Here is a 24,844-nt window from a genome sequence, read left to right as displayed (position 1 = left end):
GCTACATCGAACATTTATTTCAGAAACTTGTTATACACGAAGAACTCAGTATCTCGCACAAATCCATTACGCTCATACAACGCCTGTGCACGGATGTTATCTGTAGCGGTACTAAGCATAATAAATGCCGAATCGCTCTCCTTCGCCAGTTGCTCAGCACGTGAGATTAGTTTGTGTGCCACACCATGCTTCCGAGCTGACTCATCAACGAAAAGGTCATAAAGCAACCAAATACGTTTCATCTCAAGAGAGCAAAATAAAGGATAGAGCTGCGTAAAGCCTACCGCTTTGCCATCAACCTCGGCGTAAAAGATCACGGACTCATTAAGCTGAAGGCGCTTGAGAATAAAATCTCTGGCCTGCGAGGCATTTTCTTCGACCTCGTAGAAACGACGGTACCCGAGATACAGGGGAAGGATAGTATCCACATCATGTGGTTGAGCCTGGTAAATCTTCATACAAAAACCTCATAACTAATGAGTGTATAATTGTATTACAAATAATTTTTCCGATTTGTCCTTTTGTGGGCTTAAGTTCACTTTTCGCCCCCCCATTCTCCTGTTGGATTAATTTTTCGCCATAAAAGATAAAACCCGCCGAAGCGGGCTTTATCATGCTGCAATGTCTTTTTTCAGGCACATCTCCGGCAAATTAGCCCTCACCAGCGCCTCAGCGAATGGGGGCGGAACGGCATTGCCGCAGCGTGCAACCTGCTTATCCTTCGCATACTTCACACCGCGGTAATCCTGATCGATGATGTACCACTCCGGGAATCCCTGAGCGCGATAAAGTTCATGTGGCTGCAGCATGCGCATTCCGATGTCAACAATGCGGTAAACGATGCCCTTAATCGTCACCAATTCGCTGACGCCAAAAGAATTTAGGAACTCTTTAACTTGATCCGCACGCAGCTCATCGTAATCATTGGCCGCCAATAACGCGCTAACTTCTCCAACATGCTGACCTCCAGCAGTGATTGTCGGCATCGGTTCATCGGTTCGCTGGCCATCGCGGCAGGTTCCGCGTAGTTTTACCAGATGCGATGTCACAAGAGCGTGATGATCTACTGTAGTCACTGAGTGAGCTGGCTCATCAAGCGCAACGCCCGGACCGGTGTAGTTCCCGCCATAGTGTTTCGCCAGGAAAGCAGTTGTTACGGCAAACTTATTGCCCCCAGCTGTAACAGTACCCAACGGTTTACCAAGATTGAGAACCCGCGGCGATTGCCCCACCCGTTCGCCATACCCCATCTGAATAAGCGTGGCCGTGACTAACTGAGACTTACCCCCACCACCAGCGGTAATCGTGGCGCAAGGCTCATCTGCCCGGTGGCCAATGCTGGTGCCGAACTGGCGGGCGATAACCGGGGCAACCACACATGCTCGGGAGTGTTTTAGGATGGTATGAACTGGTTTGTTGAGTGGACGCGGTTTAGCTTGATACTGGCTACCACCATTTCCAGCCATAAATGGTGCCAGAGTAGGTACTGCCAACGCGTAACCATGAGTTTTGGTGATTGTCTGTATTGGTGAATACAACCCCCGCCCACGGAAACAATCATATTTACCGCGTGTCGTAGTGTGGTTGCATTTAACGATGAATGGGTTATCGCTATCGACCACAAATCTCTGGATACCCCGTGCTATACGCTTCAACGTGTTAACTGCAAGCGGCTTTTTGCGGTCAAATATCGATGGTGCAGGAATGGACCAGTCGATGCATTCAGCAGCTGTCCGCCATGGCGTCAATTTTCCAGCCTGCACCGCCGGTGATTTCGGATCCCCGTGAGTAGCTTCTGGCCAGACTATCGGTTTCCCGTCCCTTCGCGTCACCATGAAAAAGCGCTTACGAATAGTTGGTGCACCATAGTCGCAGGCGCGCAGCTCGCGATAATCGACGTCATAGCCCAGCCCGGTAATCAAGCGCCTCGCCTGTTCGCTATCCGGCGACAACTCCAGAAACTCGCAGCATTCCAACAACGCAGGGTGATCCGCAGGAACTCCGGATGTCAGCATGCCGACGAATGCCAGGAACGTTTCGCCAACACGGTCCGGATCCGGACGCATTTCCGATGCCAGTAGTGGACCCCACGTTTTAAACTCTTCAACGTTCTCCAGCATCATTACCCGCGGACCAACATCCAGCGCCCAGCGGATAACGATCCACGCCAGCCCACGAATCGCCTTTTCAACTGGTTTAGACCCTTTCGCTTTGGAAAAGTGGCGGCAGTCCGGTGAGAACCAGGCCAAACCAACACGGCGGCCAGCGGTCGCGACCTTTGGTCTGACTTCGTAAACCGACTCGCAATAGTGCAGCGTGTCCGGGTGATTAGTAGTATGCATCGCTACAGCGTTCGGGTCATGATTAATCGCAATATCCACACTGCGCCCAATCGCCAGCTCGATGCCCGTTGAGGCGCCGCCGCCGCCAGCAAAGTTATCAACGATGATTTCGCTCTCTCTCACGCATATTTCTCCATGGCGCAGGCCAGCGAACCAGCCGCGGCGATAATTGACGGTACCGGCATTTTTTCCAGCCACATACGATTGATATGGTGCTGCAGTCGGCGCTGGTGGTGCGCCGGAAGTGTCCCGGCGTTTTCGATCTGAGAGAAGACCATACTGACTTCCGCTGGCCATACTGTTTCAGGTATATCCACCAGCAGTAAGCTTTCCAACTCCAGAAATCTCTTGGTTGTATATTCCAGAAGTGGATCGGCCATTCTTATCTCGCGTCCACTTTTGACGAACAATATCCAGTGGGTTTTGTCATTCCTTCCAGTGCGCTGAGAAATTGCTGGTTTCTCATCGGTAAGAGCTAGAATTTCGCGCACAGGGATCTGAACTTCGTTCCACTTAAAAATTAAAACGCCATGAGGCCGCAGCACGCGAAAAGCCTCTTCAAAACCTGCGCGCAGGTCATCGCGCCAGGTGTCTTTGTTCAGGCGACCGTATTTCTTACTCATCCAGGCGTTTTCGCCCACTCGTTCAAGATGCGGCGGGTCAAACACGACTATGGGGAAAGAGGCGTCAGCGAACGGCAGCGCGCGGAAGTCGGCGATAATGTCCGGGCTGATAACCAGGCTGCGCCCGTCGCACAGGGTGTGCTGCTCGGAGCGAATGTCGGCGAACAATGCACGCGGGTCCTGTTTGTCGAACCAGAACATGCGAGAGCCACAGCACATGTCGAGAATGGTTTGCTCGGTCATTTGGCACCCTCGCGCAGCCGATTGACAAAAGCGACGATCGCATCATGAAACTCAATTGCTCCTGACGTACGTTTTTCGGCTTCTTCGTAGCTGATATCAAGCCTGTCCATAACACAGTCAGTTTCAAGATAGTCAGAGCAAGCATCCAAAGAAGCGGTAATTGCATCAGCCTTAATCCCGGCCAGGTAGGCATCGGTGGCGGGGGTTTCAGGCTTAAGGGCATCCAGAACGGCGTGGATAACCTCTGTTTCGTTTTCAACCCATGACCACTCGGAGGTTTCATTCCAGTCATGATCCATTACTGCGGTTTCCAAGAATGCATCGACTGCTTCGGATGGGATTTTCTTCTGGATAAAAACATTCTTCAGCGCCACATTCTCAACAGCCAGCGCCTTAATCACCGCCGCGAACGACGCCGGGCCATCCTCGCCGCAGACTTCCATCATGGTTTTTTCCCATACGCGCTCTTCATTCAATGACGCGTCGCGTTCGGCACGTAATTTTTCGACTTCCGTAACCAACTCAGCGTTACGTTCTGCAAGCTGACTCAGTGTTAATCCGTTTTCAAATTGAGTTGCCATGAATAGCCTCCTGAACATCTAACACTCGCTGAAAAACGGGGCTGCCAAGCAGGCTGTAATTCATCCCAACAGCAACTTTCGGCACCAGGCCAAAACGCTTCATGTCAAAGTCGATGACGGCCCGCTGATCGCGGAAAAGCCCCAAACGACCATGCCGGACAACCTCGCCGGTCGCTTCTGCTTCGGAAAAATACCGTTGGACAGTAGCGCGGCTCAGGCCCAGTTTGTTCATTGCCTCGGCGGTCGTGAGGCGCCCCTGATGCCTGGTGATCCGAATCACTGCGTAGACGTACTCTCTGCGCTCAACTGCTGACAATGCTCTTGCCATACATACCTCACTTAACAACGCGCAAATGGCGCACGTTTTTGCGATAGCTGTCCCATTCAAAATTCACCCACATACCGCCGTCCATCTGGAGACGGTCAAGGATCCGCATACCCAGTGTTTCCTTCAGCGATTCATAGTTCAGGTTGGTTAGGATGCCGACAGGTCGCATGGAGGACAGCCGGCGATCGATAACCTGATTCAGGATGACTTTTTCACCGCTGCTGCCGCGCTGAATTCCCACTTCATCCAGAATGAGCAGGTCCACCTGGCATAAATCGTCCAGTAATGACGCCTCTGACTGTCCGCCGTCATAACATTCCCGAACACGCAGCATGAGATCCGGAATGGTTACCACCAGCACAGAGCGGCCACCAGCCAGCAGGTGATTTCCGATTGCCGCCGCCAGATGGTTTTTACCGGTGCCCGGCGCTCCGCTGAATACGAAACTCGCAAATCCAGAGCCGAAATGCTGCGCGTAACTTTTCGCCATCGAGAGCGCCCGACGCTGACCATCCGACTCAACCTGATAGTTAGCGAATGTGCAGCCGCGGTGCAGATCCTGGATTCCAGCACGTCCAAAGATTTTCTCTGCACGTGCTCGCTGGTTTTGTTTATCCAGTTCCTCGCAATGCTTTCGCCCCTCCTCGGCTTGCCAGGCACGCCATTCATCAACGCTGCCGAATTTTGGCTGAACGCCAGGGGGAATGAGTTTTTTCAGTCGCTCCAGTGCATTCCCGGTACCAATCATGTTTTTCATCGCTACCCCCTGAATCCCGATGGGATGGTTTTGTCAGGTTCCGAAATCTGATTGGGATCTCGTGCGCCTGGCGCCTGCTGAATCGCCCACGGTTCGCTGAAATGCATACCAGGGCCAAAAAACGTTTTCGCCTGTTTCACGTACTGTGTGTTGAGGATTCCCTCGGCTTTAACGAAAGCCGCGTAACGCTCCACACCTGCGAGGATTTCCGCCGTAGTGGTTCCGTCCCTGATTCGGGCATTCCAGGCTTTGAAGGCATCGGATTTGCTGTTACCCCCTGCCCGCCTGGGATAAACCGACCAGACCTGCTCGAAATCATTCGGGTATATTTTTTGGGGATCAGGTTTATCGCCTTCGTCCTGGGTCTGATGGTCTGGGGGTGTGGCGAAGCCATGCCCCGAACTATCTTCTTCCTGATCCTGTTCCTGCTCCTGATCCTGTTCCTGGTTAAGGAACGGTTCGAGAACCCTTTCGGAACCCTTTAGTTTTGCGATGCCGATGTGGGATATTGCCGAGGCTAAAACCCGCGCCAGCTCTGGCTTAACCGTAGATGTGTCCGGGACCTGAACAAACAAACGCAGTGCTGCAATTCCCTGGTTTGGGTTTTCAACTGAATTCCAGGTCAGAAAGTTACGAATTAGCACCCATTTCGATGACGAATCACGCGTTGCGAAACCGTTAGCCGATAGCTCATCAAACCCTTTCGAAACCCTTTCAGGAGTCCAGGCAAGGTCTTCCGAAACGTATCCATCAGGCAGCCGGAAGCATCCGATCATGTTTGTGTGTTGCCCGGTGAGCAGGTACAGCGCCAGCAACCTGGCATCATCCGATACCCGGCGCATTCCATCGCTTATCCAAAATGATGTATGCACCTTGCCGTAATCACGCATAGAGACCCCGTTGTTGCTTAAACTGGTGTGTTTTCATCACCAAGCACCCACCGCAAAGCTTCAGCGTATTCGCCACTGGCGGTTTGAAGTTGCTGGGTGATTTCCTTACGGGATTTGAGACGCGGCTTTGTGTCGCCGAGGACAGCGCGCTGACGGCGAGCTTTCTCGTGGCCAGTTACACCCTCTGCAGCTGCCTCTAACTGTTTGACCGTTTCCCGTTGCTTTTCAGGTGGCATATCGACCATCTGACGCGCTTGAGTGACAGTGACTGTTCCAGCCTCAACCGCCGCCTGGACTGCCTGCGTAGCATCCAATAGAGCCACGGTTGCCAGGACCGTTTTTACGCTGCAGCCAAAAAGCAGGGCAATGTCATTTTCGTCATGACCGTATTCCATCTGCTGCACCATTTTTTTGGCCCGGCCCAGTGGGGTATCTGGTTGCGTTACCTCGTTTTCGCTGACCATGTACTTGGCCATTTGAATTGCCGAGCCGCGCTTAGCTATACCGGGTACCGGCCAAGGTTCCAGCCCTGCCCGTTTTCTCCTGGCGTTTGCTTCCTTAGCGTTCTTTACGCGCTGCCGACCTGCAACCACGCAGGTTTTCCCTGTCTCCGGGTCCTTCCACACGATAATCGGTTCGAGTACCCCAAGCTCCATGATGTTGAGGATCACAGCTTCATTAAGCGGTAGGTGTACTCGTTCGTCGTACAGCGGGTGTGTTGTATCGGTAACCAGATGCAAACTTTCCGGTTCGAAAAACAGAACATTGCTTTTGCCGCTGGCGCCATAAGCGTCGATAGAATTTTTAGCCATGGGCGCCCTCGTTATTGATATTCAGTTGGTTCGTGTTCATAATTTCCCCTGTGAATTGATCCAGTAAACTCGCAACGAAAGCCGTAGGTGTTGCAGCACCGCGGCTTTCTCCTTTCTGAACTCCAGCATCACGTCACCCCCAGCATTGAAGTGACAATGGCCATCAGTGGCGCTGTTAACTCCGGATCTATCCGGAACATCTCGACTATTCCCTCGCTCAGTTCTTTCAGCTTCTGATGGCGTGGTGCCCCCATAGCAACGGCAACCTTCGCTTCGCTGGTTTCTTTCTCCAGACGAGCCAGTCGGGACATAAAACTCTCTTCGGGCAATAGGCGGTGACGGTATTCCAGAGGAAGAACGGACATGATCGCCGGTGTAAGAAGGCGAACGTACTCGCGATACCGCTCAGATTCAGCCGGATTATCCAGGTAACGAAAAAGCTTCTGCCGGGCACGGCTGATGTCATCAGGAAAGTCGATCTCATCGCCGCCCTGCCGCCGCCATTCCTCGACGATGTACGCCGATACAACATCCTGCCCAGCATCTGCAGCCCAGGCACGAACGGCGGAGCGAATGTTGTCGTGCTCTGCCACTATCAACTGATTTCGCTTTATCAAAGCGCCGGTGTTGAATCCGGTATTTTGTTGAAAAGGAAGTGTTTGCATGTTCAGCCTTCCTGTTTCGGCAGGCCGTCAGTTGGGTTTGGGTAGAGATCCGGGCGCAGCTCATGCGGGGTAACGCCGGTGATGTTGAATATCGGCAATACCCGATCGTGAGGAACAACGCCTTTGTAGCGATTCTTCCAGCGGCTTACCGACATGGGTTTAATGCCCAGTAGGGTTGCCAGATTGCTAGCTGTACCTGCTTTTTTGATGGCCTTTTCTAATCCGTTCATAGTCTTCTCCGGTGAGTACATACAACAATTAAGCCTAAGACTTAATAACAAATCAAGCCTTGGGCTAATTTAAATTTATAAGCAAAAGGCTTACTCTTCTGATATGACTGAGAAAAAATTACTTAACCCGATTCTCGTAGAGCGCCTAACAGAACTAACTCGCCGCGGGATGACAAAATCTGATATGGCCAGGGTTGCGGGAATTACGCCGCAGTCCGTGAACGGCTGGTTCAAGAAAGGCGCGATGAGTAAGGAATCTGCGCTTGCGGTCGCAGATGCCGCCGGGGTGTCAGTGCCTTGGTTGCTGGGAGAAGAAGTTAATGAAGAAAGTGGGCTAAAGCCCGACGAACAACGCCTGCTGGAGCTTTATCGCCAGTTACCCGAGGAAGAGCAACAGAATATGCTGCGGATCGTGTCACTGCGGCTGAAGGAACTCGACGAACTGTATGCCAAGTACATGGGGCGGCGGATTAAGGGTGATGGCGAGTGACAGTTAAGGGTGGTCTTATGAGAATCGGTATAGCATTTCCGGTGATCGTGTTCATCGTTGCAGTAGCGTTCCTAGCGTGGTTCATTCTGGGTGGTTATGCCAATCCAGGCGCGTAAGTAGGAAACTATGCCGCAGACATACGGGAAGCATGGGTGGTAGGTTTGTGGTCTGATGAGACTTTGAGTGATTTTGATACGACGCCTGGACAAAAACACAGATTCCCTTTTTGGGAAATAAATCTATAATTCCCAAAGAGGGAACCTAATTGGTTTATGAAGGTCTTAAACGTAGAGAAACTTCACAGTTTTAGCCGGAAGCACAATCAGGCTAAGGGTGCTTTAGACTCTTGGTATGATGAAGTGACCAGGGAGAAATGGACGACATCCCAAGATATACGGAATAGATATAATTCCGTTGACTTCCTGCATGATAACAGAGTGATTTTTAACATAAAAGGTAATAACTACCGCCTTGTTGTCGAGGTTATTTACCAGGCAGGAATGGTCATAATCGAAAGGGTCGGCACCCATGCAGAGTACGACAGATGGAGGCTTAAATGAATCGAACTAACTGGCGCATCATTAAAAGTAGTGAAGAACATGCTGCAGCTATGGCAAGACTCATTGAACTGGCATCTGGAGACTTGCAGCCCGGCACCGAAGATTTTGATGAACTCGAGCTGCTTGGCCTGCTCATCGAGCACTATGAATCACGAGAGTTTCCTATGGATAAACCTGACCCAATCGAGGCCATAAAGTTTCGCATGGATCAGCAGGGGCTCTCATATGCCGACATGAAACAATACATTGGCTCAGCATCCAAAGTTTCTGAGGTGTTAAATCGTAAACGCCCACTGAGTTTATCAATGATTCGCAGAATACACGATGGATTGGGCATTCCTGCTGATATTCTAATTCAAGATATGAGCGCATTAGAATGGAGTCTAGTTGATGTCGAGGAAGACGAAACGACAATGACCAGTGTCATTGTTGAATACAATGTGGTCACAGATCATGAGTATCCTGCTTTTTCAAGCAAGGCGGCAGGGTCTTACCTTTCCCAGATGTGGTCTTGGCTAAGCAGAAGCGGAGATAAAAACGAAGAAAAATGCAACAGAGTTGCAGGAGATTTTTCTTTAAACCGCGAATTGTCATCAAGTCTAACTGCTGTAAACAGCATGAGCGACGGGATTACTTCAGACAGGAACTATGCTCCAGTATCATGAAAATTGAACTCATTAACAAAAAAGTTGAAAGCCTAGTTATGACCCCCTTAGAGGGTGCTTCCTCTGGGAAAAAGACAATGAAGGCTACTGTCACGTTGAATAACGAACTGTATTCAAATGTAAAAGATGCAAAGCTTTTTAGAGTTAGATATTTTGCATACGTGACCATTGAGGAAAGGCTTAAAATGGAGATTACTTATGATTTCGACTTCAGATCTGAAGAAGATTTCTCGGATGACACAGCAAAGTCGCCAGAAGTGAGATCCTTAGTACCATCAATAGCTTACCCATACATTAAGGGCTATGCAGAGCAAATTATTCACATGTCAAATCTTGGAAGTTTCAATCTTCCGTATTTTGATTTTTTCACTAGTCCGATGGAACCGAACAATAGTAAATAAATTCACCCGGCCACCGCGCCGGGTTTTTATTGCCCCTACTCTTTTGGTAGCGACAGAACGTCAATTGCCAACTCCACATACAGATCGACCTAGTCTTCCTGCCACAGCAATTGAACCATCTCTATCAGAGCCTCTCTTGACGGCTCACGTTTCTCAACCAGCAGTTGCATAACCGCTATCCCGACAACCTGCGCTATCTGCGGGTGTATCTCGGCGAAAAACTCGTCATCGTACCACATACCCACAGCCCTGCTTGGTGATTTTGTGAGCATAACACATTGCCACCCCCCATAAAAATTAAGGCACAAACTTAATGTCAAATCAGCTCAAGACTTGACATAATTTAAGTCTAAGGCTTAATATCAACTCACACAAGAATACACCCAGGCATGGAGCCCACGAAGTAGCTGCCGGCGGCATACGAAACACCGGATGAGGTGGAGAGATCAACGCGCAGTAGGTTTAAACGTTCCGCTGGCCGGCGACAAGGCAATGAGGGTGAGATGAGTAAGGTAAAGGTGGCGCCTATTGAACTCGAAATAGACGCCACGGAAGTAATCAATCAGGTCGAGGAACTACTGGGGTTACTTGAGCTTCCAGCCCGTTCCCTTGAAGGCATCCCTGAGGATGTCGTCAACCTGCTTTTTGACAACATCCGTCCCTTGCTTAACGACATCGTCCTTAGTGATTTCTCGACCACAGTTGGCACAACTGACGCCAACAAAATTTGTATCAAAGTCGAAATCATCGGGACGCTTGAGCATCTCGCTTCCGCAATCAGGGCAAGCAACTTTCATCGTTGTCAGTTTTGACATTTTTATTTCCTTGCTGGCTGTGTGAGAACTACCAGCATACCACCGAGCCTGAAGTGGTTAAAAGACAGGCATACATGAGGAGTTGGAATGAGCAAGCAAGGCATCAGAGCCCTGGTCATTTCGGCAGTTATCGGGCTCTTCATCTGGATCGCGCTCTTCAGCGCGCTGTGGGAGTTATTTCTATGAATGATTTCGCACGCAAACCCGCTCGTCAGCAGGCTGTTCGCTTAAGTCCGCTGTCAGCTTTCATCCGCCGGGTGTGCTACATGCTCGCGCAAAAAGGAGACCCTTCATGAGCACGATGTTTGCCCTGGTTCTCACCGTCAGCATGCTGACGGGCGGTAATCAGGATGTCCTGCTCGGCGTTTACGATACTGAGAATGACTGCAAGGCAGCCGCAGAAGAGCAACACGTGAAAGCTGAATGTTATCCGCTGAAAGGTGTACTGGACGAGCATCCGGCCGGGTTCACGGTGCAAATGTAGGGGGAAGAATGCAGAAGAAATGCGGTTACTGCCGTAAAGCAATCGAGGGAAAACCAGTGGTAAGCACCCTGTTGTACCTCCAGGGGAACCAGCTCGCACGGAAAGAAAAAGAGTATTGCTCAGAACGTTGCGCCTCTCACGACCAGATGGCTCACGAGGGCTAACGTAAACCCGCCGAAGCGGGCTGTACGTCCGGTGCCACCGACCAAAGTTACACCGGAAATTACCAAAACCAATGACCACCCTGAATGGGCGCTACCAATGGCCCGGGGGATTCTACATCCAAAATAGAGGCTATCACATGGAATATTTTTATCTGATAAAAGCGACTCAAAAATCGGGTAAAGCTGATGCCGTAATCTGGCGCACTAATAAATCAGAAGCTCGCGCCCTTCTGCAGCTGGACGTCGATCTGGAAGACGCTGGGATCGAAACAGGCCGCGGCAAAGACTATCAAAAACCAATTCGCACCGATTTCCCGGTATTCAATGACCTTCCGGCGGAAGGTGTTCTCGATTACTCATGGTGCGAACGCTACCAGCTCGGCGATGATGGTCGCACCTGGGCTCTGAAGCCAGGTCAGGTGCCTGCGGATCATCACATCGATGATGCCGGAGTAACCTCTGAGGCCGTTACTGGCGAGCTGGTTGATGCCAATACCACTATCGACGCGGTACAAGATGAGACCGTGGAAACTTTCGGTAGTGATGAATACCAGGACGATTCCAGCGTGCTTTTTAACGTGGCCGAACTCCCCTTTCGCGCGCAGCTGCTGGCGCAGTACATGGCCGAAGAACGTCACGTTTATCATATCAGCATGCCTCACCGGCAGGAGCTGTCAGTTCTTGAGATGGACACTGATAATGCGGCCGTCCAGGATCTGATTCTGGCCGCCGAGAATATCCCTGAAATCAAAAAATACGATATGCCGGCGCTCTGGAAATTCACCAGTGCCAATAAAAAAGTCTTCCCGGAAGGGAAGCGGCATGAGCTCGGCAAGCGTATCCAGTTTGCAAAGCTGTGGTTCGCCACGAACGCAATCGACCGCGGCATTCTCACCAGGGAATGGGCTGCCGGTAACTGTATTTCTTCAGTTATGAAAACTGATGCAGGTACGAATGCTGGCGGCGGCAATAAAACCGATCGCAATCCTGACTACACCCATACCCTTGATACGCTCGATGTAGAAATAGCCCTGGCCACAATGCCAATGGATTTCGATATCTACAATTTCCCGGCATCAATTCACCGCCGGGCCAAAGAGATCGTCCAGAAGAAAGAAAGTCCGTTCAAGGAATGGTCTGCAGCGCTGCGCAAGGTCGCAGGCATCCTGGATTATTCCCGCGCAGCCATTTTTGCCCTTATCCGTGGCGCCACCAGCGATATTCACCATTTCCCGGTAAGTCTGCAGACCTATATCAATGCGAACCTGACCGAGCATAAGCATGACGCCCCTTCTGCTGAGACGCTTGAAAAAGCTGGTCATGTTTCTTCTGCCGCCGTCACTCTGGACGCTGTGAAAAAGGCTATCGATGGAGATGAAGGTGTGCCTGACCTGGAAACTCTCTCCACTGACTTTCAGGTAATTGGCACCGAACTGGTGAACGAAGCTCAAAAGAAACGTCCTGACGCTAATCAGGTTCTGGCCGCCGAACGTGGTGAATATGTCGAAGGCATCAGTGACCCCACGGATCCGAAGTGGATAACCGAAGACCTGACCAAACCCAGGGCCCCGGAAATTGCCAATCTTGGCGGCGGAATGTTTTCAATTGAAGGCCTTATGACTTCACCGGCTACTAATGCCACCGAAGAAGGAACCACCAGCAATGTGCAGATGGAAGCGGATCAGTCAGTCAAAAACGAAATTGATAGTTCGGTATCAACAAGCGAAGGCGCTGATGAACCTCCTGCGCAAACAACTGCCGTGAACATGAGAGAAATACTGGCTGAACGCTGCCCGGATCTTACAGCCGCAGTGCTGAATAGCCAGGTTTCCGAGAGTGCTCACAGTGATGATGAGGAAGAGGCTGAACAAATAGCGCCAGCATGGCCGGAGTATTTCGAGCCGGGCCGATATGAAGACGTGCCAAATGAGATCTACCACGCCGCTAACGGCATCAGCTCCACGATGGTTAAAGATGCGCGGGTATCGCTGATGTATTTCGAGGCGCGCCACGTATCCAAGACCATCCAGAAGGTACGCTCCCCTGTTCTGGATATGGGAAATCTGGTGCATGCACTGGCGCTGCAGCCTGATCAGCTGGAAAAAGAATTCAGTATCGAGCCGGAAATCCCGGAAGGCGCCTTCACCACTACGGCGACGATCCGCGCATTTATCGACGAATACAACAACGGGCTTCCGGTTTTACTCAGCGCAGATGACATCAAAAGATTCCTGGAGGAATACAACGCGAACCTGCCCGCCCAGGTTCCCTTGGGTACATCAGTTGAAGAAACCGGCCAGGGTTATATGTCTTTACCTGTTGAGTTCCAGCGCATTGAAGACGGTCAGAAGCAAACCGCCACCGCAATGAAGGCCTGCATCAAAGAATACAACGCCACCCTGCCCGCCCAGGTGAAAACCAGCGGTGGCCGCGATGCCTTACTGGAACAGCTGGCGCTTATTAATCCTGGCATGGTTGCTCAGGAAGCACAGAAGGCGCAGCCGCTGAAAGTCTCTGGCACAAAGGCCGATCTGATTCAGGCTGTGAAATCGGTAAAACCGGATGCCGTGTTTGCCGACGAGCTGCTGGATGCATGGCGCGAGAACCCGGAAGGAAAAGTGCTGGTTACCCGCCAGCAGCTGGCTACGGCACTGGCCATTCAGAAAGCGCTGTTGAATCACCCGACCGCCGGCAAGTTATTGACGCACCCGAGCCGTGCCGTCGAGGTGAGCTATTTCGGCATTGATGAGGAAACCGGGCTGGAAGTTCGCGTGCGTCCTGACCTTGAGATAGACATGGGCGGCCTGCGCATCGGTGCGGACCTTAAAACCATCAGCATGTGGAACATCAAGCAGGAAGGCCTGCGCGCCAAATTGCACCGGGAAATCATCGAGCGCGATTACCACCTGAGCGCGGCTATGTACTGCGAAACCGCAGCCCTTGACCAGTTCTTCTGGATATTCGTCAACAAAGACGAGAACTACCACTGGATCGCCATCATCGAGGCATCCGAAGAACTGCTGGAACTCGGCATGCTGGAATACCGCAAAGCTATGCGCGCGATCGCGAACGGTTTCGACACTGGCGAATGGCCGGCGCCAATCACTGAGGATTACGCCGAAGAACTTAACGATTTTGATGTGCGCCGTCTCGAAGCGCTGCGCGTACAGGCATAAGGGGGAACAACAATGTCCAATTTAGTCGCAACTACTGAAAACCAGACCCAGAAGATCGACAACGTTTCTATCCTGACGAACGGTGAATTGTTCAACCGCCTGCGCACGCTCTCGGAAGTAATGGCCAATAGTGGCAACTTCGTGCCTGAGCATTATCGTGGGAAACCAGATGCGTGCATGGCTGTTGTGATGCAGGCCGCGCGCTGGGGAATGGATCCTTTCGCTGTAGCGCAAAAGACTTTCATCGTTGGTAATTCAGGTGTTCTTGGTTATGAAGCGCAACTGGTTAACGCTGTGATCAATACCATGGCTCCGACAAAAGACCGTATTCACTTTGAATGGTTTGGGGCATGGGAAAACATCGTTGGACGCTTCGTGGAGAAGACAAGCAGCCAGAACAAAAAGTACATCGCACCAGGCTGGAATTTGAAAGATGAAGCTGGCGTGGGCGTTCGCGCCTGGGCAACCCTCAAAGGAGAATCAGAACCTCGCGAGCTTGTGCTGATGCTTTCGCAGGCACAAGTCCGCAACTCTACACTGTGGGCGAGCGACCCCCGCCAGCAACTGGCCTATCTCGCCGTTAAACGTTGGGCGCGACTGTACTGCCCGGATGTGATCCTCGGTGTCTATACCGCCGATGAAATTGATGAGCGTGAGGAGAAGGTGATCAACCCCTCGTCTGTTGAAAGGGTCACCATTGATGAGATTGCCAGCAGTGCGGGAACATCAGCCAGTGCACAGGAATCAACCAAAAATATCGATCAGTTAGCCGACGATTTGCGTGACCGCATTGAAAAAGCAGTGACAGTCGACCAGGCAAGCGCAATCCGTGGCGACATCGAAACCCAAAAACCAACACTTGGTACCGCGCTATACACGGAACTGAAAAATAAAGCCGTTCGTCAATATCACCTGGCTGATCACCGTAACCGGGTGGAAGCGGCTATCAATTCACTGCCAAATCCTGGAGATCCGGAAGCCGCAGAATCGTTTGCTAAAGCCGAAGGTGTTCTCAATACCGCCAAACGTTACCTGGGCGATGAACTGTATGACCAGTTCCGCATCACCCTGGACGACATGAAACCGGAATACGTGGGCTAAGGGAGGCGGGAGGGTTCGCCCTCCCGGTAACTATATGAGCAAATCACTTAACGCGCGATGCATACGCCGCTGGAAAGTTGAATTCAAAGGGCGCTGCGATTCGAAATATAGCCCCTACTGGCACAAGCGCGATCTCCGCGGTTACATCCGTGAGGCGGCACTGACTACGGCGTATTGCATGGTTGAAAACTTGGCCTACAACAACGCAATGCACGATTTTTTCGCTGATGTGGGTGACAGGAATGGCTGGTCGCCAGAGTTCTCAGCATGGTACGACTGGCGTCGAGAGCATTATCTCAAAGAAGCTCGCGACTACCTGAATGAAGAAGCCACCAACGACGAAATAGACGACGAAATAGAGAACGAGCTGGAGGCCTGGAATGACTGATATCGCCACCTTCACTAATGAGCAATTAATCGCCGTGTGCCGTGCTGACGTGGCGGAAATGTCGAGGTTTTTAAAAGAGGGTGAATTCAGCAATCCGTCCCGCGCAGCCATGTATTTGCGTATTACTGAAATCGCATTGGCAGCGCTGATGGGGGAGTTCTCATTTGCTCGCAATCAGGTTCGCGGAGAACACGCTGAATGGTCACATGCCACCTTCGGCAATGTTGGTCCGGCTGGCCCACTGAAACACCTCAGCATAGAAGCGCTTGAAGCTGCCGCGGAACCTAACGACCACAGCGAATGGGCTGATATGCAGTTCCTGATGTGGGATGCCCAGCGCAGAGCGGGAATCACTGACGAGCAGATTACCCAAGCGATGATCGATAAGCTCGCGGTAAATAAGGCGCGCCATTGGCCCGAGCCAAAGGACGGGGAACCTCGGATGCATTTACGAAGCGAAGACGAATCACTCAACGCCAGGCGCCGCCGTAATCGTGAATCAAATGCGCGCGCTCGCGAACGTGAAACGCCCGCACAACGCAAAGCCAGACTGGAGAAAAACAGATTGAGAATGGCTCTTCGTCGTAAGGGAGGTGCCAAATGAGCCTGAAAAACCGCCTGCCCGAGCTGGAAGCCAGCATCGACCCGGCAGCATTGCGCGCAGCCGCCGACGAATATTCGGATCTGCTTCTGACATTGTGCTTGTGCATGAAGATGGCCGGCCCCACCCGGGCGAACGTGCGTGCCTGCGCCACCGAGCTTAAAAAACGCCTGACAACCTGGCACAGTCAGAAAGAACTTAATGCAATCCTGTCCTGTTGGGATCCCGTTGGCTATGTTCTCGGCCTCCGCCGGGAAGCGAACGACAACGCGCGCGCAGCTGGCGACCCAGTTGATGTTTTTGTGTGAGGTGAATATGCGACTGATTAACCGAAGCAAACAATCACCGCTGGGCCGCCAGGCGTGCGATGCCGCGCTGGCAAAACATGTTGAGCTCTATGGCGATTATGGCAGGCAGAAAATGAAGCGGACCTATACCGTCGTGGTTCAGGGCACAAAAATCACTGTTGAGGTCGTTAATAGGAATTGCAGCTACGTGGCCACGGCCATGAACTGCGCCCGGCGGCTCCGGCATTTACCCGGTCAGGTTTCCTGATATCGAATTATCAATTCGACGCGGCAGGCCAGCTTAAACTCGGTCTGCCGCCTGTGAGGTGTTTATGGCACAGGTCGTTTTTAATGAAGAATGGATCGTTGAATCTCGCCTGACCGAGAGAACTGGACTCACGCAAAGGCAGATAAAAAGTTATCGACTTGGATCATGGATCGAAGGCGTCCATTTCAAAAGGCTTCCCCAGACAGAAGGCGCATGCAAAGAGCGCGCTGTCATTTGGTACAACTTACCCAAGATAAATCAGCTCGTACAGGACGCATGATGACGGCATTACCTACTGGTGTAGAAATTCACAATGGAAAAATCAGGATTTGGTTTCTCTTTCGCGGCAAACGCTGCAGGGAAACACTCAAGGGATGGACTGTTAACAATGCCAACATCAAAAAAGCAGGAAATCTTAGAGCTGCAATAACTGGCGAGATACAAATGGGGACTTTCGAATATGCAAGTCGGTTCCCTGAGTCGAAATCGAAGACATTTGGCGGGGAGGTTCAATCGGTAGAAACATTTGACGACCTCTGCAATCTTTTCCTTGAAAATAAAAGGCTTGAGATTGCAGAGTCATCCTACTTCAATCTCAAATCAATGCTGAGGGTCCTCACTCGGATCATCGGTAAAAACACGCTGATTAAGGATATCCAGCATCACGACATCCTGGCCTGCCGTAGAGAGCTTCTTTACGGCGCTGTTATCCACGATGATTCCCCTTGGCTGAACAAGACTGGCAGAGCCGTTAGTACGGTAAATTTTCGCATTAATGCGCTATGTCTGATGCTCAAGTTTGCCCACCAGAGCAAGTTTGTATCCCATGCGGCTTACGAGAATATTCGTCCATTAAAAAAGGAAAAAACCGTTCCGGATCCATTGCTTCAAGATGAGTATGAGCTATTTATTAACGCAATTACGGAATATCACGCAAGAATTTGGCGGGTTGCGATTTTTACAGGACTCCGTCACGGTGAAATTTGTGCGCTCGCCTGGGAGGATGTAGACCTCCAAAACGGGAAGATTTACGTAAGCCGCAACGTCACGCAAAAGGGAACGTTTTGCCCGCCAAAGACTAAGGCTGGTGTCCGTACAATCACTCTCCTAAAACCAGCGCTCGAAGCATTACGGGAACAATTTGAGCTAACTGGTCATCTTGACGCGACTAATATCGTTTTCCATCACAGGGAGATAGGAAAATCTGAGCAGCAGGCTCTTCGCTTCGTGTTTCGCCCAAAACCTCAATCGAAGAGTAAGGCCGGGTTCTATTCCCGAGGTTCAATATCTTACAGCTGGAAAAGAGGGATGATGCTTGCGAATTTGAGAAGCCGCGACCCTTATCAGTCAAGGCATACCTATGCATGCTGGTCTTTATCTGCCGGAGCAAATCCCTCGTTCATTGCCAGCCAAATGGGGCATGAAAATGCCAAAATGGTTTATACCGTTTATTCAAAATGGATTGGCGATATGGACGAAGATCAGGTCGGGCTACTCGATAGCAAATTCGCAAAGATGTCCCTATAATGCCCCCAAGACTAAAAACATGATAAAATTTTAAAATAATATCAATAACTTAAAACAAACCAGTAAAGTTAATACCGATTTATGCGATAGCAGCAGACCACCTTCCTAATTCACCCTGGTGCAGAAACGGAAAAAGTGACGGCGTCACTAAGCGGCCATGCGCGCTGAACAGGCGCTGGTCTGCGAAATGAGAAAGCGTGAGAAGAAAGCGTCAAGGCGCGACGCTTTCGAAAGGGGCGGTCGCGGCCTGGCGGGGACGTGGCCGCGATCGGGGGGGATGTAAACCGCGATGAAACGGGTAGTCAGGAAGGCTATCGGTTGGCTAGGTCCCTTTTCTCACCAGGCGGGCGGCCTGGACAAAGACCTCATCCTCCACCCCATCCCCCTTCTGTCTGCCCAGCCGCACCAGCTCATCCACGATACTCCCCTGATTAATCTGCTTTTGGGTCGCCACTAAGCTAATGACCGCCGCGCCGATAGCCATGCCAATCAATGCCGTTTGTTCATCTTTATCTTTCATGGTGTCGCTCCGTCTGTCCTCCTCAGAAAGGCTAGCAAAAGATAGCCACTGCTCCATTTCATATTTACCTGATTGGCATATGCCGGAAAACATGCGAACAACATCGCCATTCGGGCGATATCAAATAACCTGATGATTATAAAGAGGTAACGCTAATGCATAATTAACAGGCTTAAAACGCAGGCGGTCCTTCATGCCGCCCGAAAATGGTGTCCTGACGAAGGCGTGGAGGCGAAGACGGCCGATATGTCTCGCATGGCCGGGTACACCGGGTAGATGCTGCAGGGGATGATCGCCGCCGGTGGTGGACGAGGAGGAATTATTTCTGCGCGCTTTTCCCGGCCACCATGCGCTCTCGTCAGGTTTGCGTCTATGTTTTGTAAAACGTCTTATACTGGCGCGCCCACGCAGGATGGGGGACTTTTCAAACCAATCATATATCATTTTGCATCCTATTTTATTATCCCTGATAATGCCCCAAAAAACTCATATTCCACAGGGGCATCATTAATATTACATAATATCGCAACAAGTGCTTTTTAGAAATAAAAGAAAGACGCCTATAAATACCATAATTACTTTTCATTCCAAAAAAACACATACCCCAAAGCAACCACAAAAAGAATATTTTGGGGTGATTAACCATAATTAACACCATTTTTTCTAGATTAGATTTACGCCTGAGCCCTTCAAACACTTGGTGGCGTCGTTTTCCAGGCATAGCGCAATGCTTATGACTAATAGTAAGGCCATAATGGCATCGTCTTCTATTTTCTGCGAACAATTGCACTACCTGTGACATCACCTAACACCATGATGAACGAGCGAAAACACTACTCAGAGGAGGAGCCCATCATGATAGTTAGCAATGCAAATTATATCATATTAATATAATTACAAAAAAAAACATGATAGTTTTTTTTCAAATGTTGTGGCAATGTAACGAAGTTGTGCAATATTATACCTCGTGAGCAATTTATCCAGGTACTGAATGTAGGGTTCTGAGGATGAAAACGACGCTTTGCTTCGTCCGCGGCGTTTATCATGGAGGCATCTGGTGCCCTTTTAGTGAATTGGCCACTTTTCATATGTGGGTATTTCAATGGTTTATTAAAAAATTATTTCATCACATGTTAATGCTATGAGGTCGATATGAATCGTAAAAGTCTTGTTGTCTTTGCGTTAGGCTCGGCGGGATTATTATGCAGTGCTTTTGCTAATGCGGCCACCACCGCTACGGCAAACCTTGATGTTACCCTGACAGTAGAATCATCCTGTATTCTTGCCGTTGATCCCCTCGATTTTGGTACGCATGCTATCGGCGATACCAACATTGAAGGCCAGACCAATGCCTCCGTCACCTGTACCGCTGGCACCCCCTATATTTTGACCTCTGACAGCGCACATACCTATGAATTAACAAATGCTTCTGGCACCGCGGGTACCAATACTGCAGCGTATGTGCTCTACCTGGATAATGCCGGTTCACAACCTCTGGCCCAACAGCTCCCTTCAGATTCTGAGGTTAGCGCCTCTGCTTCAACCGGAACGGGTGCCGCTCAGGTCATTCCAATCTACGGGAAAATACGAAACGCGGCGCTAAGTAATGTTGCTGCAGGCACGTATACCGATACCGTTACTTTGCAAGTTACTTACTAAGACTCAGGCTGCGCATATGAAATTTGGTTTTTTATCTTCATTTTCCGTTTTTTTTGGTTGCTCGTTGAGTGTATTTTCATATGCCGCAAGTTTACAGATGTACCCCGTCACCGTGAACTTCTGCCAGGGTCAAGCGGCGCGGCCGATATATATCAAAAATACCGGTCCTGCGCCAATTGGTACCCAGATGCGCCTCTATCTCTGGCAGCAAAAAAACAATAATGATGTACTTACCCCGACCCAGGACATAATCAGCAGCCCCCCTATTGCCGCTATTCCTGCAGGTAAGCAACAACTTGTCAGACTCATTATACCTGGCAACAGCAAGGGGCATGAACAGGCTTATCGTTTAATTGTCGATGAATTACCTGACACTAAATCAAATACTTCAACCAGTCAGGTAAAATTTTTGCTGCGTTACTCCATACCGGTCTTTTTGTCATGTTCGGAGACAAAAACTGACATCAGCAAAATTCGTGCATCATTAGATACCAGTGGGGCGACACCGCGTCTGTTCATAAAAAACACCAATGCTCAGCATATCAAATTAAGTAATGTTTCCCTGATATCAGCAGAAAAAAAACTTGTCATTAATCCAGGACTAATGGGATATGTTCTCCCCGGAAGTGAAATGTCGTGGTTCCTGCCTAAAGGGATGAATAAAGGGACGTCTTTATCCGTGACTATAAATGATAATGAGACTAATAAAACAATTAACCTTACACGGTAACTTCTTCTTTTCCGCGCTGCTGTTTTCCCCCCTTGTCTGCGGAGCATCTACAGACGAGGGGTTGCTGTACCTCACAATCAGTGTGAATGGTTCACCTGTTACTGGCCTGATCCCGGTAAAAAAACAGGGAGAACGTCTGAGCATTATGGCATCCGATGCGCAAGGCATACCTATACGGACCGACGATCTTCCTGTTTCGGGAGAATATATTGAACTCCAGCAAAAACATGGGCTAAGTTACCGCTATGATGATTTAAACCAGGCCCTGCTCATCACTGCCGACAGCACTCGTTTGACCGGCTTTCAGCACCTCAGCGCGCGTCAGGATGCACAATTTATCCATGAAGATCAGCTGTCCAGAGAGGTCAGCGGTGTGGCGCTTAATTATAATCTTTTCGCCAGCCATAATAGCGACAATCAATACCTGACGGCGTATTCAGAATTTCGTACGTTTGGTCTGAGTCCGGGCCACTTTTCCAGTTCATTCAACAGTCGCTTTGCCAGCCAAAGCTATTCCGGAGAGGACACCGGCACAACACGATTAATGACCAGCTGGACCTGGGAAAATATTGATAAATTACTCAGCCTGACCGTCGGGGATAATTACACGGCCAGCCAGACCTGGTCTAACAGCGTGCGGTTCGGTGGCATTAGCCTGACTCGCAACTATACCCTGCAGCCCAGCGTCAATACTTCCACTCGAGATATTTTAACCGACTCCGTTACCATGCCGTCAACGGTGGATCTGTATATTCAGGGGATTAGAACATCCTCTCAGCAGGTTACGCCCGGTCAGTTTACGTTGAATACTGCGCCGGTTCTCTCCGGCAATGGAAGCGCGCAGGTGGTTATTACCGATATCAACGGCCAGCAACGTGTGGTGGACCTTGCACTTTACGGAACCAACCGCCTGCTGACTCAGGGATTGCATACGTGGGGATTAAACGCCGGTTGGGTGAGAAAAGACTACAGCGTCCGTTCATTCAGTTATGACACTGAATTTATTGGCGTCGGCGACTGGCGGTATGGCGCTACGAACCAGCTCACCTTCGAATCACATACTGAACAGGGCGCTAATCTGAATAATCTCGGCGCCGGCGCTAATTATTTGTTATCCCCGACGCTGGGTCTGGTTCATCTCGACCTTTCCTGGGGACGCTATCGGAATGATGACGGGCTGCAGTGGGGAGCAGGATGGCAATGGAACGATCGTTATTTCAATGTTTCACTCAATCATACCCAGCGGGAGAGAACTTTTCGCGATATTACTGCTCTGGCGGATACGACACTGGCCACGCGGCAAGACAGCGCCTTTCTCAGCTGGGCATTTCCTTCCCTTGGCACGCTCGGCGCAAGCTGGATCAACCAGCAATATACCGATCAGCGCTCCCGCTATGTGGGCGTTTCATGGTCAAAGTCATTTTCAGAACGCGTGATCTTAGCCACAAGTTTTACCCAGTCACTGGAAGAAGAGCGTGATAAAACCTTTTACGTCAATCTCACCATTCCTTTGTTTACCAGTCGGGATTATCTGACGCTGCAGCATAACCATGATAATCACAGCAATAGCGAGCAGGTCAGCCTCAGCCGTAGCCTGGAGTCAAACCGTCCGGGATGGGGATGGAATGCTTCTGTGCGTAATGGGCAAAATGATAACCAGCATGCCAGCGTTCAGCGCAGGAATACCTGGAGCGATATGGAAGCTGGCATCAATAATTACGGTCAGGAGACTGACTACTACGCATCAATGTCCGGTGCGGTAGGCCTGTTTATGGGTGGGCTTTATGCGACCCGCGATCTTGGCGAGGCTTTCCTGATGGTAGATACCGAAGGGGTGGCAGATATTCCTGTCCGCCTGGAACACAGACTGGTGGGTAAAACAGACAGTAATGGTCGGTTGTTCCTGACCAACCTGCTCGCGTATCAAAAGAACAATGTTGATATAGATGCTTTAAATCTGCCGCCGGATTACCGGGCTCCTTACACCAGTCAGATTGCCATCCCCCGCAGAAAAGGGGGGGCGTTGACAACCTTTGAGGTATATCAGACGAAGGCGATACTGCTGCTGGCCCATGATGCCCAGGGCAAACCGGTGCCCTTCTCGGCCCAGGTACAGATCAAGGATAGCGAGAGCCATACGCCGCGCCGGGGAACAACCGAGACGATTGTCGGTTATGACGGCAATATCTATCTGGAAGATCCACCGCAAAAGGGGAAAGCCATTGTGAGCTGGGACAGCGGACAGTGCCAGATCCGTTTACCCGAGGCTGTCGGCAGTCAGACTATTATCAAAAGGAAAGTTCTATGCCAGTAGTGCGTGTCATTCTGTTTGCCTGTGCGGGATTCTTGCTGGTATCTCACTATTCCCCCCGCGCTTATGCCGCAGAGTGTCGGTCCATAAGCCCGGCGAAATTTAGTTTCGGTACGGTAACAGCGGGAGAGATGGCTCAGACCAACCAGGCGCACGAATTCCAGTGTAATAATTACGATTCAACACCGAGGTATGTACGCCTGTGTATGAATCTGACGAATACCGCCCCCCCCCAGATGAATACGGTGCCATCAGGGGCCCCGCTGTCTTATCTCGTCTACTCAGCTGACGATCTGAGTACCGATATTGGCGCAAACAGTGGTGCGTTTGCTGAACGGAACATCTTTCTGGATGGCGGGCAAACCAACTACACGTTTTACATCAACCTGGTTGCTAAAATACCGTCTGGACAAAGCGGACTTCAGGCCGGCGACTATTACGACGCCGGCACACCTGCAACGGTAAAGTACAGCGATAACGCCGATAACAATGCTCTGCCATCCTGCTCAACCATGAGCGGTACCATTCTGTCATCAAGCATTGAGGCCCAGGCGACCGTCAAAAATGGCTGTGAACTGGTCAGTGTGGATCCACTTGATTTTGGGAGCAAAAGCCCGGCTACCAGCAGTCAGTTACGTGGTGATGCCACCGCTAATATCGCCATCCGATGCCCGGTGAATACTAATTTTACCGTCGCGCTTGGTGAAGGTATGCATAATAACGGCACAAGCAGACAGGTGTGCCAGGGTTCCAGTTGCGTCAGCTACAATCTTTATCAGGATGCGGGCCATACGACACCCTGGAATGACAGCGACAGGGTGCAGAACCAGACATCAACCACCGGTAACGATCAGTTACTCACGGTTTACGGTAATATTCCTGCGCAAAACTGGCCTGCGGCAGGAACCTATACCGACACGGTGGTGGTTACTCTGAGCTATTAAGATTTCTCGTTACGAGTCGATAGCAGAAAACCGACATTATCTATTGAGCCTTTTAATGGTTTCTGGACCGTATCCAGCAAGACACCTCTCTTCCCCTACATGGCGATGACGAAGGGTGGGTTTATTGCGCACCCTGCCTGGCGTAAAAAATAACGCGAACGCCGAAGGGTAAAAAAAAGAAATAACCCTTTAAGCGACAAATCAAGATTATTCCATTAGGGAATGGCTGAGATGCTAATATTTCATTTCCCCAACGATTTTAAGAAGCCTATAGTTTTTTTG

Annotated in this window: 29 protein-coding genes and 2 pseudogenes; 19 read left to right on the top strand and 12 right to left on the bottom strand. The window is 50.5% G+C overall.

Features of this window, described 5'->3' with window-relative positions; all coding sequences use genetic code 11:
• Nucleotides 1-14: 14 nt before the first annotated feature.
• The 10 genes and pseudogenes from ABLX76_RS06510 to ABLX76_RS06465 form a co-directional block, all read right to left on the bottom strand.
• A complete protein-coding gene (locus ABLX76_RS06510) occupies nucleotides 15-458 on the bottom strand; it encodes a GNAT family N-acetyltransferase (RefSeq protein WP_004179624.1) in 444 nt (147 codons plus the stop codon).
• Between the two features lie 153 nt (nucleotides 459-611).
• Nucleotides 612-2,465 carry a DNA cytosine methyltransferase gene (locus ABLX76_RS06505; protein WP_072413048.1) on the bottom strand — a complete coding sequence of 618 codons (1,854 nt, stop codon included), beginning with the start codon at nucleotides 2,463-2,465 and terminating at the stop codon, nucleotides 612-614.
• 275 nt (nucleotides 2,466-2,740) lie between these two features.
• Nucleotides 2,741-3,208: pseudogene (locus ABLX76_RS06500) on the bottom strand (class I SAM-dependent methyltransferase); the annotation flags it as partial.
• The gene (locus tag ABLX76_RS06495) at nucleotides 3,205-3,789 is read right to left on the bottom strand and encodes a hypothetical protein (RefSeq protein ID WP_012967876.1); all 585 of its coding nucleotides are present in this window, start codon (nucleotides 3,787-3,789) and stop codon (nucleotides 3,205-3,207) included. The gene ABLX76_RS06495 and the pseudogene ABLX76_RS06500, both read right to left, overlap by 4 nt.
• Nucleotides 3,773-4,117: a DUF977 family protein gene (locus ABLX76_RS06490; protein WP_012967875.1), complete on the bottom strand. Its 345-nt coding sequence runs from the start codon at nucleotides 4,115-4,117 to the stop codon at nucleotides 3,773-3,775. The genes ABLX76_RS06495 and ABLX76_RS06490 overlap by 17 nt, the downstream gene beginning before the upstream one ends.
• A gap of 7 nt (nucleotides 4,118-4,124) precedes the next feature.
• Nucleotides 4,125-4,874, bottom strand: a complete 750-nt coding sequence (locus ABLX76_RS06485) for an ATP-binding protein (protein ID WP_072413046.1) — start codon at nucleotides 4,872-4,874, stop codon at nucleotides 4,125-4,127.
• 2 nt (nucleotides 4,875-4,876) lie between these two features.
• Nucleotides 4,877-5,764: a hypothetical protein gene (locus ABLX76_RS06480; protein WP_170833526.1), complete on the bottom strand. Its 888-nt coding sequence runs from the start codon at nucleotides 5,762-5,764 to the stop codon at nucleotides 4,877-4,879.
• Between the two features lie 17 nt (nucleotides 5,765-5,781).
• Nucleotides 5,782-6,576, bottom strand: a complete 795-nt coding sequence (locus ABLX76_RS06475; protein ID WP_072413045.1) for a ParB/RepB/Spo0J family partition protein — start codon at nucleotides 6,574-6,576, stop codon at nucleotides 5,782-5,784.
• A 128-nt stretch (nucleotides 6,577-6,704) separates the two neighbouring features.
• A complete protein-coding gene (locus ABLX76_RS06470; protein ID WP_072413044.1) occupies nucleotides 6,705-7,241 on the bottom strand; it encodes a toxin YdaT domain-containing protein in 537 nt (178 codons plus the stop codon).
• Between the two features lie 2 nt (nucleotides 7,242-7,243).
• Nucleotides 7,244-7,471 carry a YdaS family helix-turn-helix protein gene (locus ABLX76_RS06465; RefSeq protein WP_062913819.1) on the bottom strand — a complete coding sequence of 76 codons (228 nt, stop codon included), beginning with the start codon at nucleotides 7,469-7,471 and terminating at the stop codon, nucleotides 7,244-7,246.
• Between the two features lie 103 nt (nucleotides 7,472-7,574).
• Between ABLX76_RS06465 and ABLX76_RS06460 the strand changes: the two genes are divergently transcribed.
• From ABLX76_RS06460 to ABLX76_RS06440, 5 genes are all read left to right on the top strand, one after another.
• Nucleotides 7,575-7,961: a helix-turn-helix domain-containing protein gene (locus ABLX76_RS06460; protein ID WP_072413043.1), complete on the top strand. Its 387-nt coding sequence runs from the start codon at nucleotides 7,575-7,577 to the stop codon at nucleotides 7,959-7,961.
• A 17-nt stretch (nucleotides 7,962-7,978) separates the two neighbouring features.
• A complete protein-coding gene (locus ABLX76_RS06455; RefSeq protein WP_104009553.1) occupies nucleotides 7,979-8,077 on the top strand; it encodes a YoaK family small membrane protein in 99 nt (32 codons plus the stop codon).
• A 156-nt stretch (nucleotides 8,078-8,233) separates the two neighbouring features.
• Nucleotides 8,234-8,521, top strand: coding sequence for a type II toxin-antitoxin system HigB family toxin (locus ABLX76_RS06450; protein WP_072413042.1), 288 nt, complete (start codon nucleotides 8,234-8,236; stop codon nucleotides 8,519-8,521).
• Complete coding sequence (locus ABLX76_RS06445; protein WP_072413041.1) at nucleotides 8,518-9,186, top strand: transcriptional regulator; 669 nt, start codon at nucleotides 8,518-8,520, stop codon at nucleotides 9,184-9,186. Before ABLX76_RS06450 ends, ABLX76_RS06445 begins: the two co-directional genes overlap by 4 nt.
• Nucleotides 9,183-9,587 (top strand): hypothetical protein, encoded by a 405-nt coding sequence (locus ABLX76_RS06440; RefSeq protein WP_020947965.1) that lies wholly within the window; start codon nucleotides 9,183-9,185, stop codon nucleotides 9,585-9,587. Before ABLX76_RS06445 ends, ABLX76_RS06440 begins: the two co-directional genes overlap by 4 nt.
• Before the next feature lie 584 nt (nucleotides 9,588-10,171).
• Here the strand turns inward: ABLX76_RS06440 and ABLX76_RS06435 are convergent.
• Nucleotides 10,172-10,402, bottom strand: a complete 231-nt coding sequence (locus tag ABLX76_RS06435; RefSeq protein ID WP_153591391.1) for a hypothetical protein — start codon at nucleotides 10,400-10,402, stop codon at nucleotides 10,172-10,174.
• A 292-nt stretch (nucleotides 10,403-10,694) separates the two neighbouring features.
• On the opposite strand from ABLX76_RS06435, the gene ABLX76_RS06430 reads away from it, so the two are divergent.
• From ABLX76_RS06430 to ABLX76_RS06385, 10 genes and pseudogenes are all read left to right on the top strand, one after another.
• Nucleotides 10,695-10,886: a YebW family protein gene (locus ABLX76_RS06430; protein ID WP_004179600.1), complete on the top strand. Its 192-nt coding sequence runs from the start codon at nucleotides 10,695-10,697 to the stop codon at nucleotides 10,884-10,886.
• Nucleotides 10,887-10,894: 8 nt separating this feature from the next.
• Nucleotides 10,895-11,050: a YdaE family protein gene (locus ABLX76_RS06425; RefSeq protein ID WP_023282477.1), complete on the top strand. Its 156-nt coding sequence runs from the start codon at nucleotides 10,895-10,897 to the stop codon at nucleotides 11,048-11,050.
• 137 nt (nucleotides 11,051-11,187) lie between these two features.
• Nucleotides 11,188-14,226, top strand: coding sequence for a RecE family exodeoxyribonuclease (locus tag ABLX76_RS06420; protein WP_348874251.1), 3,039 nt, complete (start codon nucleotides 11,188-11,190; stop codon nucleotides 14,224-14,226).
• Between the two features lie 12 nt (nucleotides 14,227-14,238).
• The gene (locus ABLX76_RS06415) at nucleotides 14,239-15,327 is read left to right on the top strand and encodes a RecT family recombinase (protein ID WP_050887835.1); all 1,089 of its coding nucleotides are present in this window, start codon (nucleotides 14,239-14,241) and stop codon (nucleotides 15,325-15,327) included.
• A gap of 34 nt (nucleotides 15,328-15,361) precedes the next feature.
• Nucleotides 15,362-15,715 (top strand): hypothetical protein, encoded by a 354-nt coding sequence (locus ABLX76_RS06410; protein ID WP_004184539.1) that lies wholly within the window; start codon nucleotides 15,362-15,364, stop codon nucleotides 15,713-15,715.
• Nucleotides 15,708-16,169 (top strand): annotated as a pseudogene (locus tag ABLX76_RS06405) (DUF550 domain-containing protein); the annotation flags it as partial. The gene ABLX76_RS06410 and the pseudogene ABLX76_RS06405, both read left to right, overlap by 8 nt.
• A gap of 146 nt (nucleotides 16,170-16,315) precedes the next feature.
• Nucleotides 16,316-16,624, top strand: coding sequence for a hypothetical protein (locus ABLX76_RS06400; RefSeq protein ID WP_226330347.1), 309 nt, complete (start codon nucleotides 16,316-16,318; stop codon nucleotides 16,622-16,624).
• Nucleotides 16,625-16,631: 7 nt separating this feature from the next.
• Nucleotides 16,632-16,871, top strand: coding sequence for a DUF4060 family protein (locus tag ABLX76_RS06395; protein WP_004184543.1), 240 nt, complete (start codon nucleotides 16,632-16,634; stop codon nucleotides 16,869-16,871).
• A gap of 64 nt (nucleotides 16,872-16,935) precedes the next feature.
• Nucleotides 16,936-17,151, top strand: coding sequence for an excisionase family protein (gene xisR / locus ABLX76_RS06390; protein ID WP_012967855.1), 216 nt, complete (start codon nucleotides 16,936-16,938; stop codon nucleotides 17,149-17,151).
• Nucleotides 17,148-18,398 (top strand): site-specific integrase, encoded by a 1,251-nt coding sequence (locus ABLX76_RS06385; RefSeq protein ID WP_348874248.1) that lies wholly within the window; start codon nucleotides 17,148-17,150, stop codon nucleotides 18,396-18,398. The genes xisR and ABLX76_RS06385 overlap by 4 nt, the downstream gene beginning before the upstream one ends.
• A 322-nt stretch (nucleotides 18,399-18,720) precedes the next feature.
• Here the strand turns inward: ABLX76_RS06385 and ABLX76_RS06380 are convergent, their stop codons facing one another.
• Nucleotides 18,721-18,918: a hypothetical protein gene (locus tag ABLX76_RS06380; RefSeq protein ID WP_004203090.1), complete on the bottom strand. Its 198-nt coding sequence runs from the start codon at nucleotides 18,916-18,918 to the stop codon at nucleotides 18,721-18,723.
• Between the two features lie 1,152 nt (nucleotides 18,919-20,070).
• Between ABLX76_RS06380 and ABLX76_RS06375 the strand changes: the two genes are divergently transcribed.
• Genes ABLX76_RS06375 through ABLX76_RS06360 form a run of 4 tightly spaced genes read left to right on the top strand, consistent with a single transcriptional unit; the run spans nucleotide 20,071 to nucleotide 24,562 of the window.
• Nucleotides 20,071-20,577: a spore coat U domain-containing protein gene (locus ABLX76_RS06375; RefSeq protein ID WP_074442549.1), complete on the top strand. Its 507-nt coding sequence runs from the start codon at nucleotides 20,071-20,073 to the stop codon at nucleotides 20,575-20,577.
• Nucleotides 20,578-20,593: 16 nt separating this feature from the next.
• Nucleotides 20,594-21,307, top strand: a complete 714-nt coding sequence (locus ABLX76_RS06370; RefSeq protein WP_074442548.1) for a fimbria/pilus periplasmic chaperone — start codon at nucleotides 20,594-20,596, stop codon at nucleotides 21,305-21,307.
• The gene (locus ABLX76_RS06365) at nucleotides 21,267-23,621 is read left to right on the top strand and encodes a fimbria/pilus outer membrane usher protein (protein WP_065881324.1); all 2,355 of its coding nucleotides are present in this window, start codon (nucleotides 21,267-21,269) and stop codon (nucleotides 23,619-23,621) included. Before ABLX76_RS06370 ends, ABLX76_RS06365 begins: the two co-directional genes overlap by 41 nt.
• On the top strand, nucleotides 23,612-24,562 hold the full coding sequence (locus ABLX76_RS06360; RefSeq protein WP_065881323.1) for a spore coat U domain-containing protein: 951 nt from the start codon (nucleotides 23,612-23,614) through the stop codon (nucleotides 24,560-24,562). The genes ABLX76_RS06365 and ABLX76_RS06360 overlap by 10 nt, the downstream gene beginning before the upstream one ends.
• Nucleotides 24,563-24,844 lie beyond the last annotated feature (282 nt).

The organism is Klebsiella sp. JB_Kp004 (assembly GCF_040065795.1).
Lineage (GTDB): Bacteria > Pseudomonadota > Gammaproteobacteria > Enterobacterales > Enterobacteriaceae > Klebsiella > Klebsiella quasipneumoniae.
Note: the sequence above shows the minus strand (reverse complement) of the source record. Positions and strands in the feature narration are given on the sequence as shown.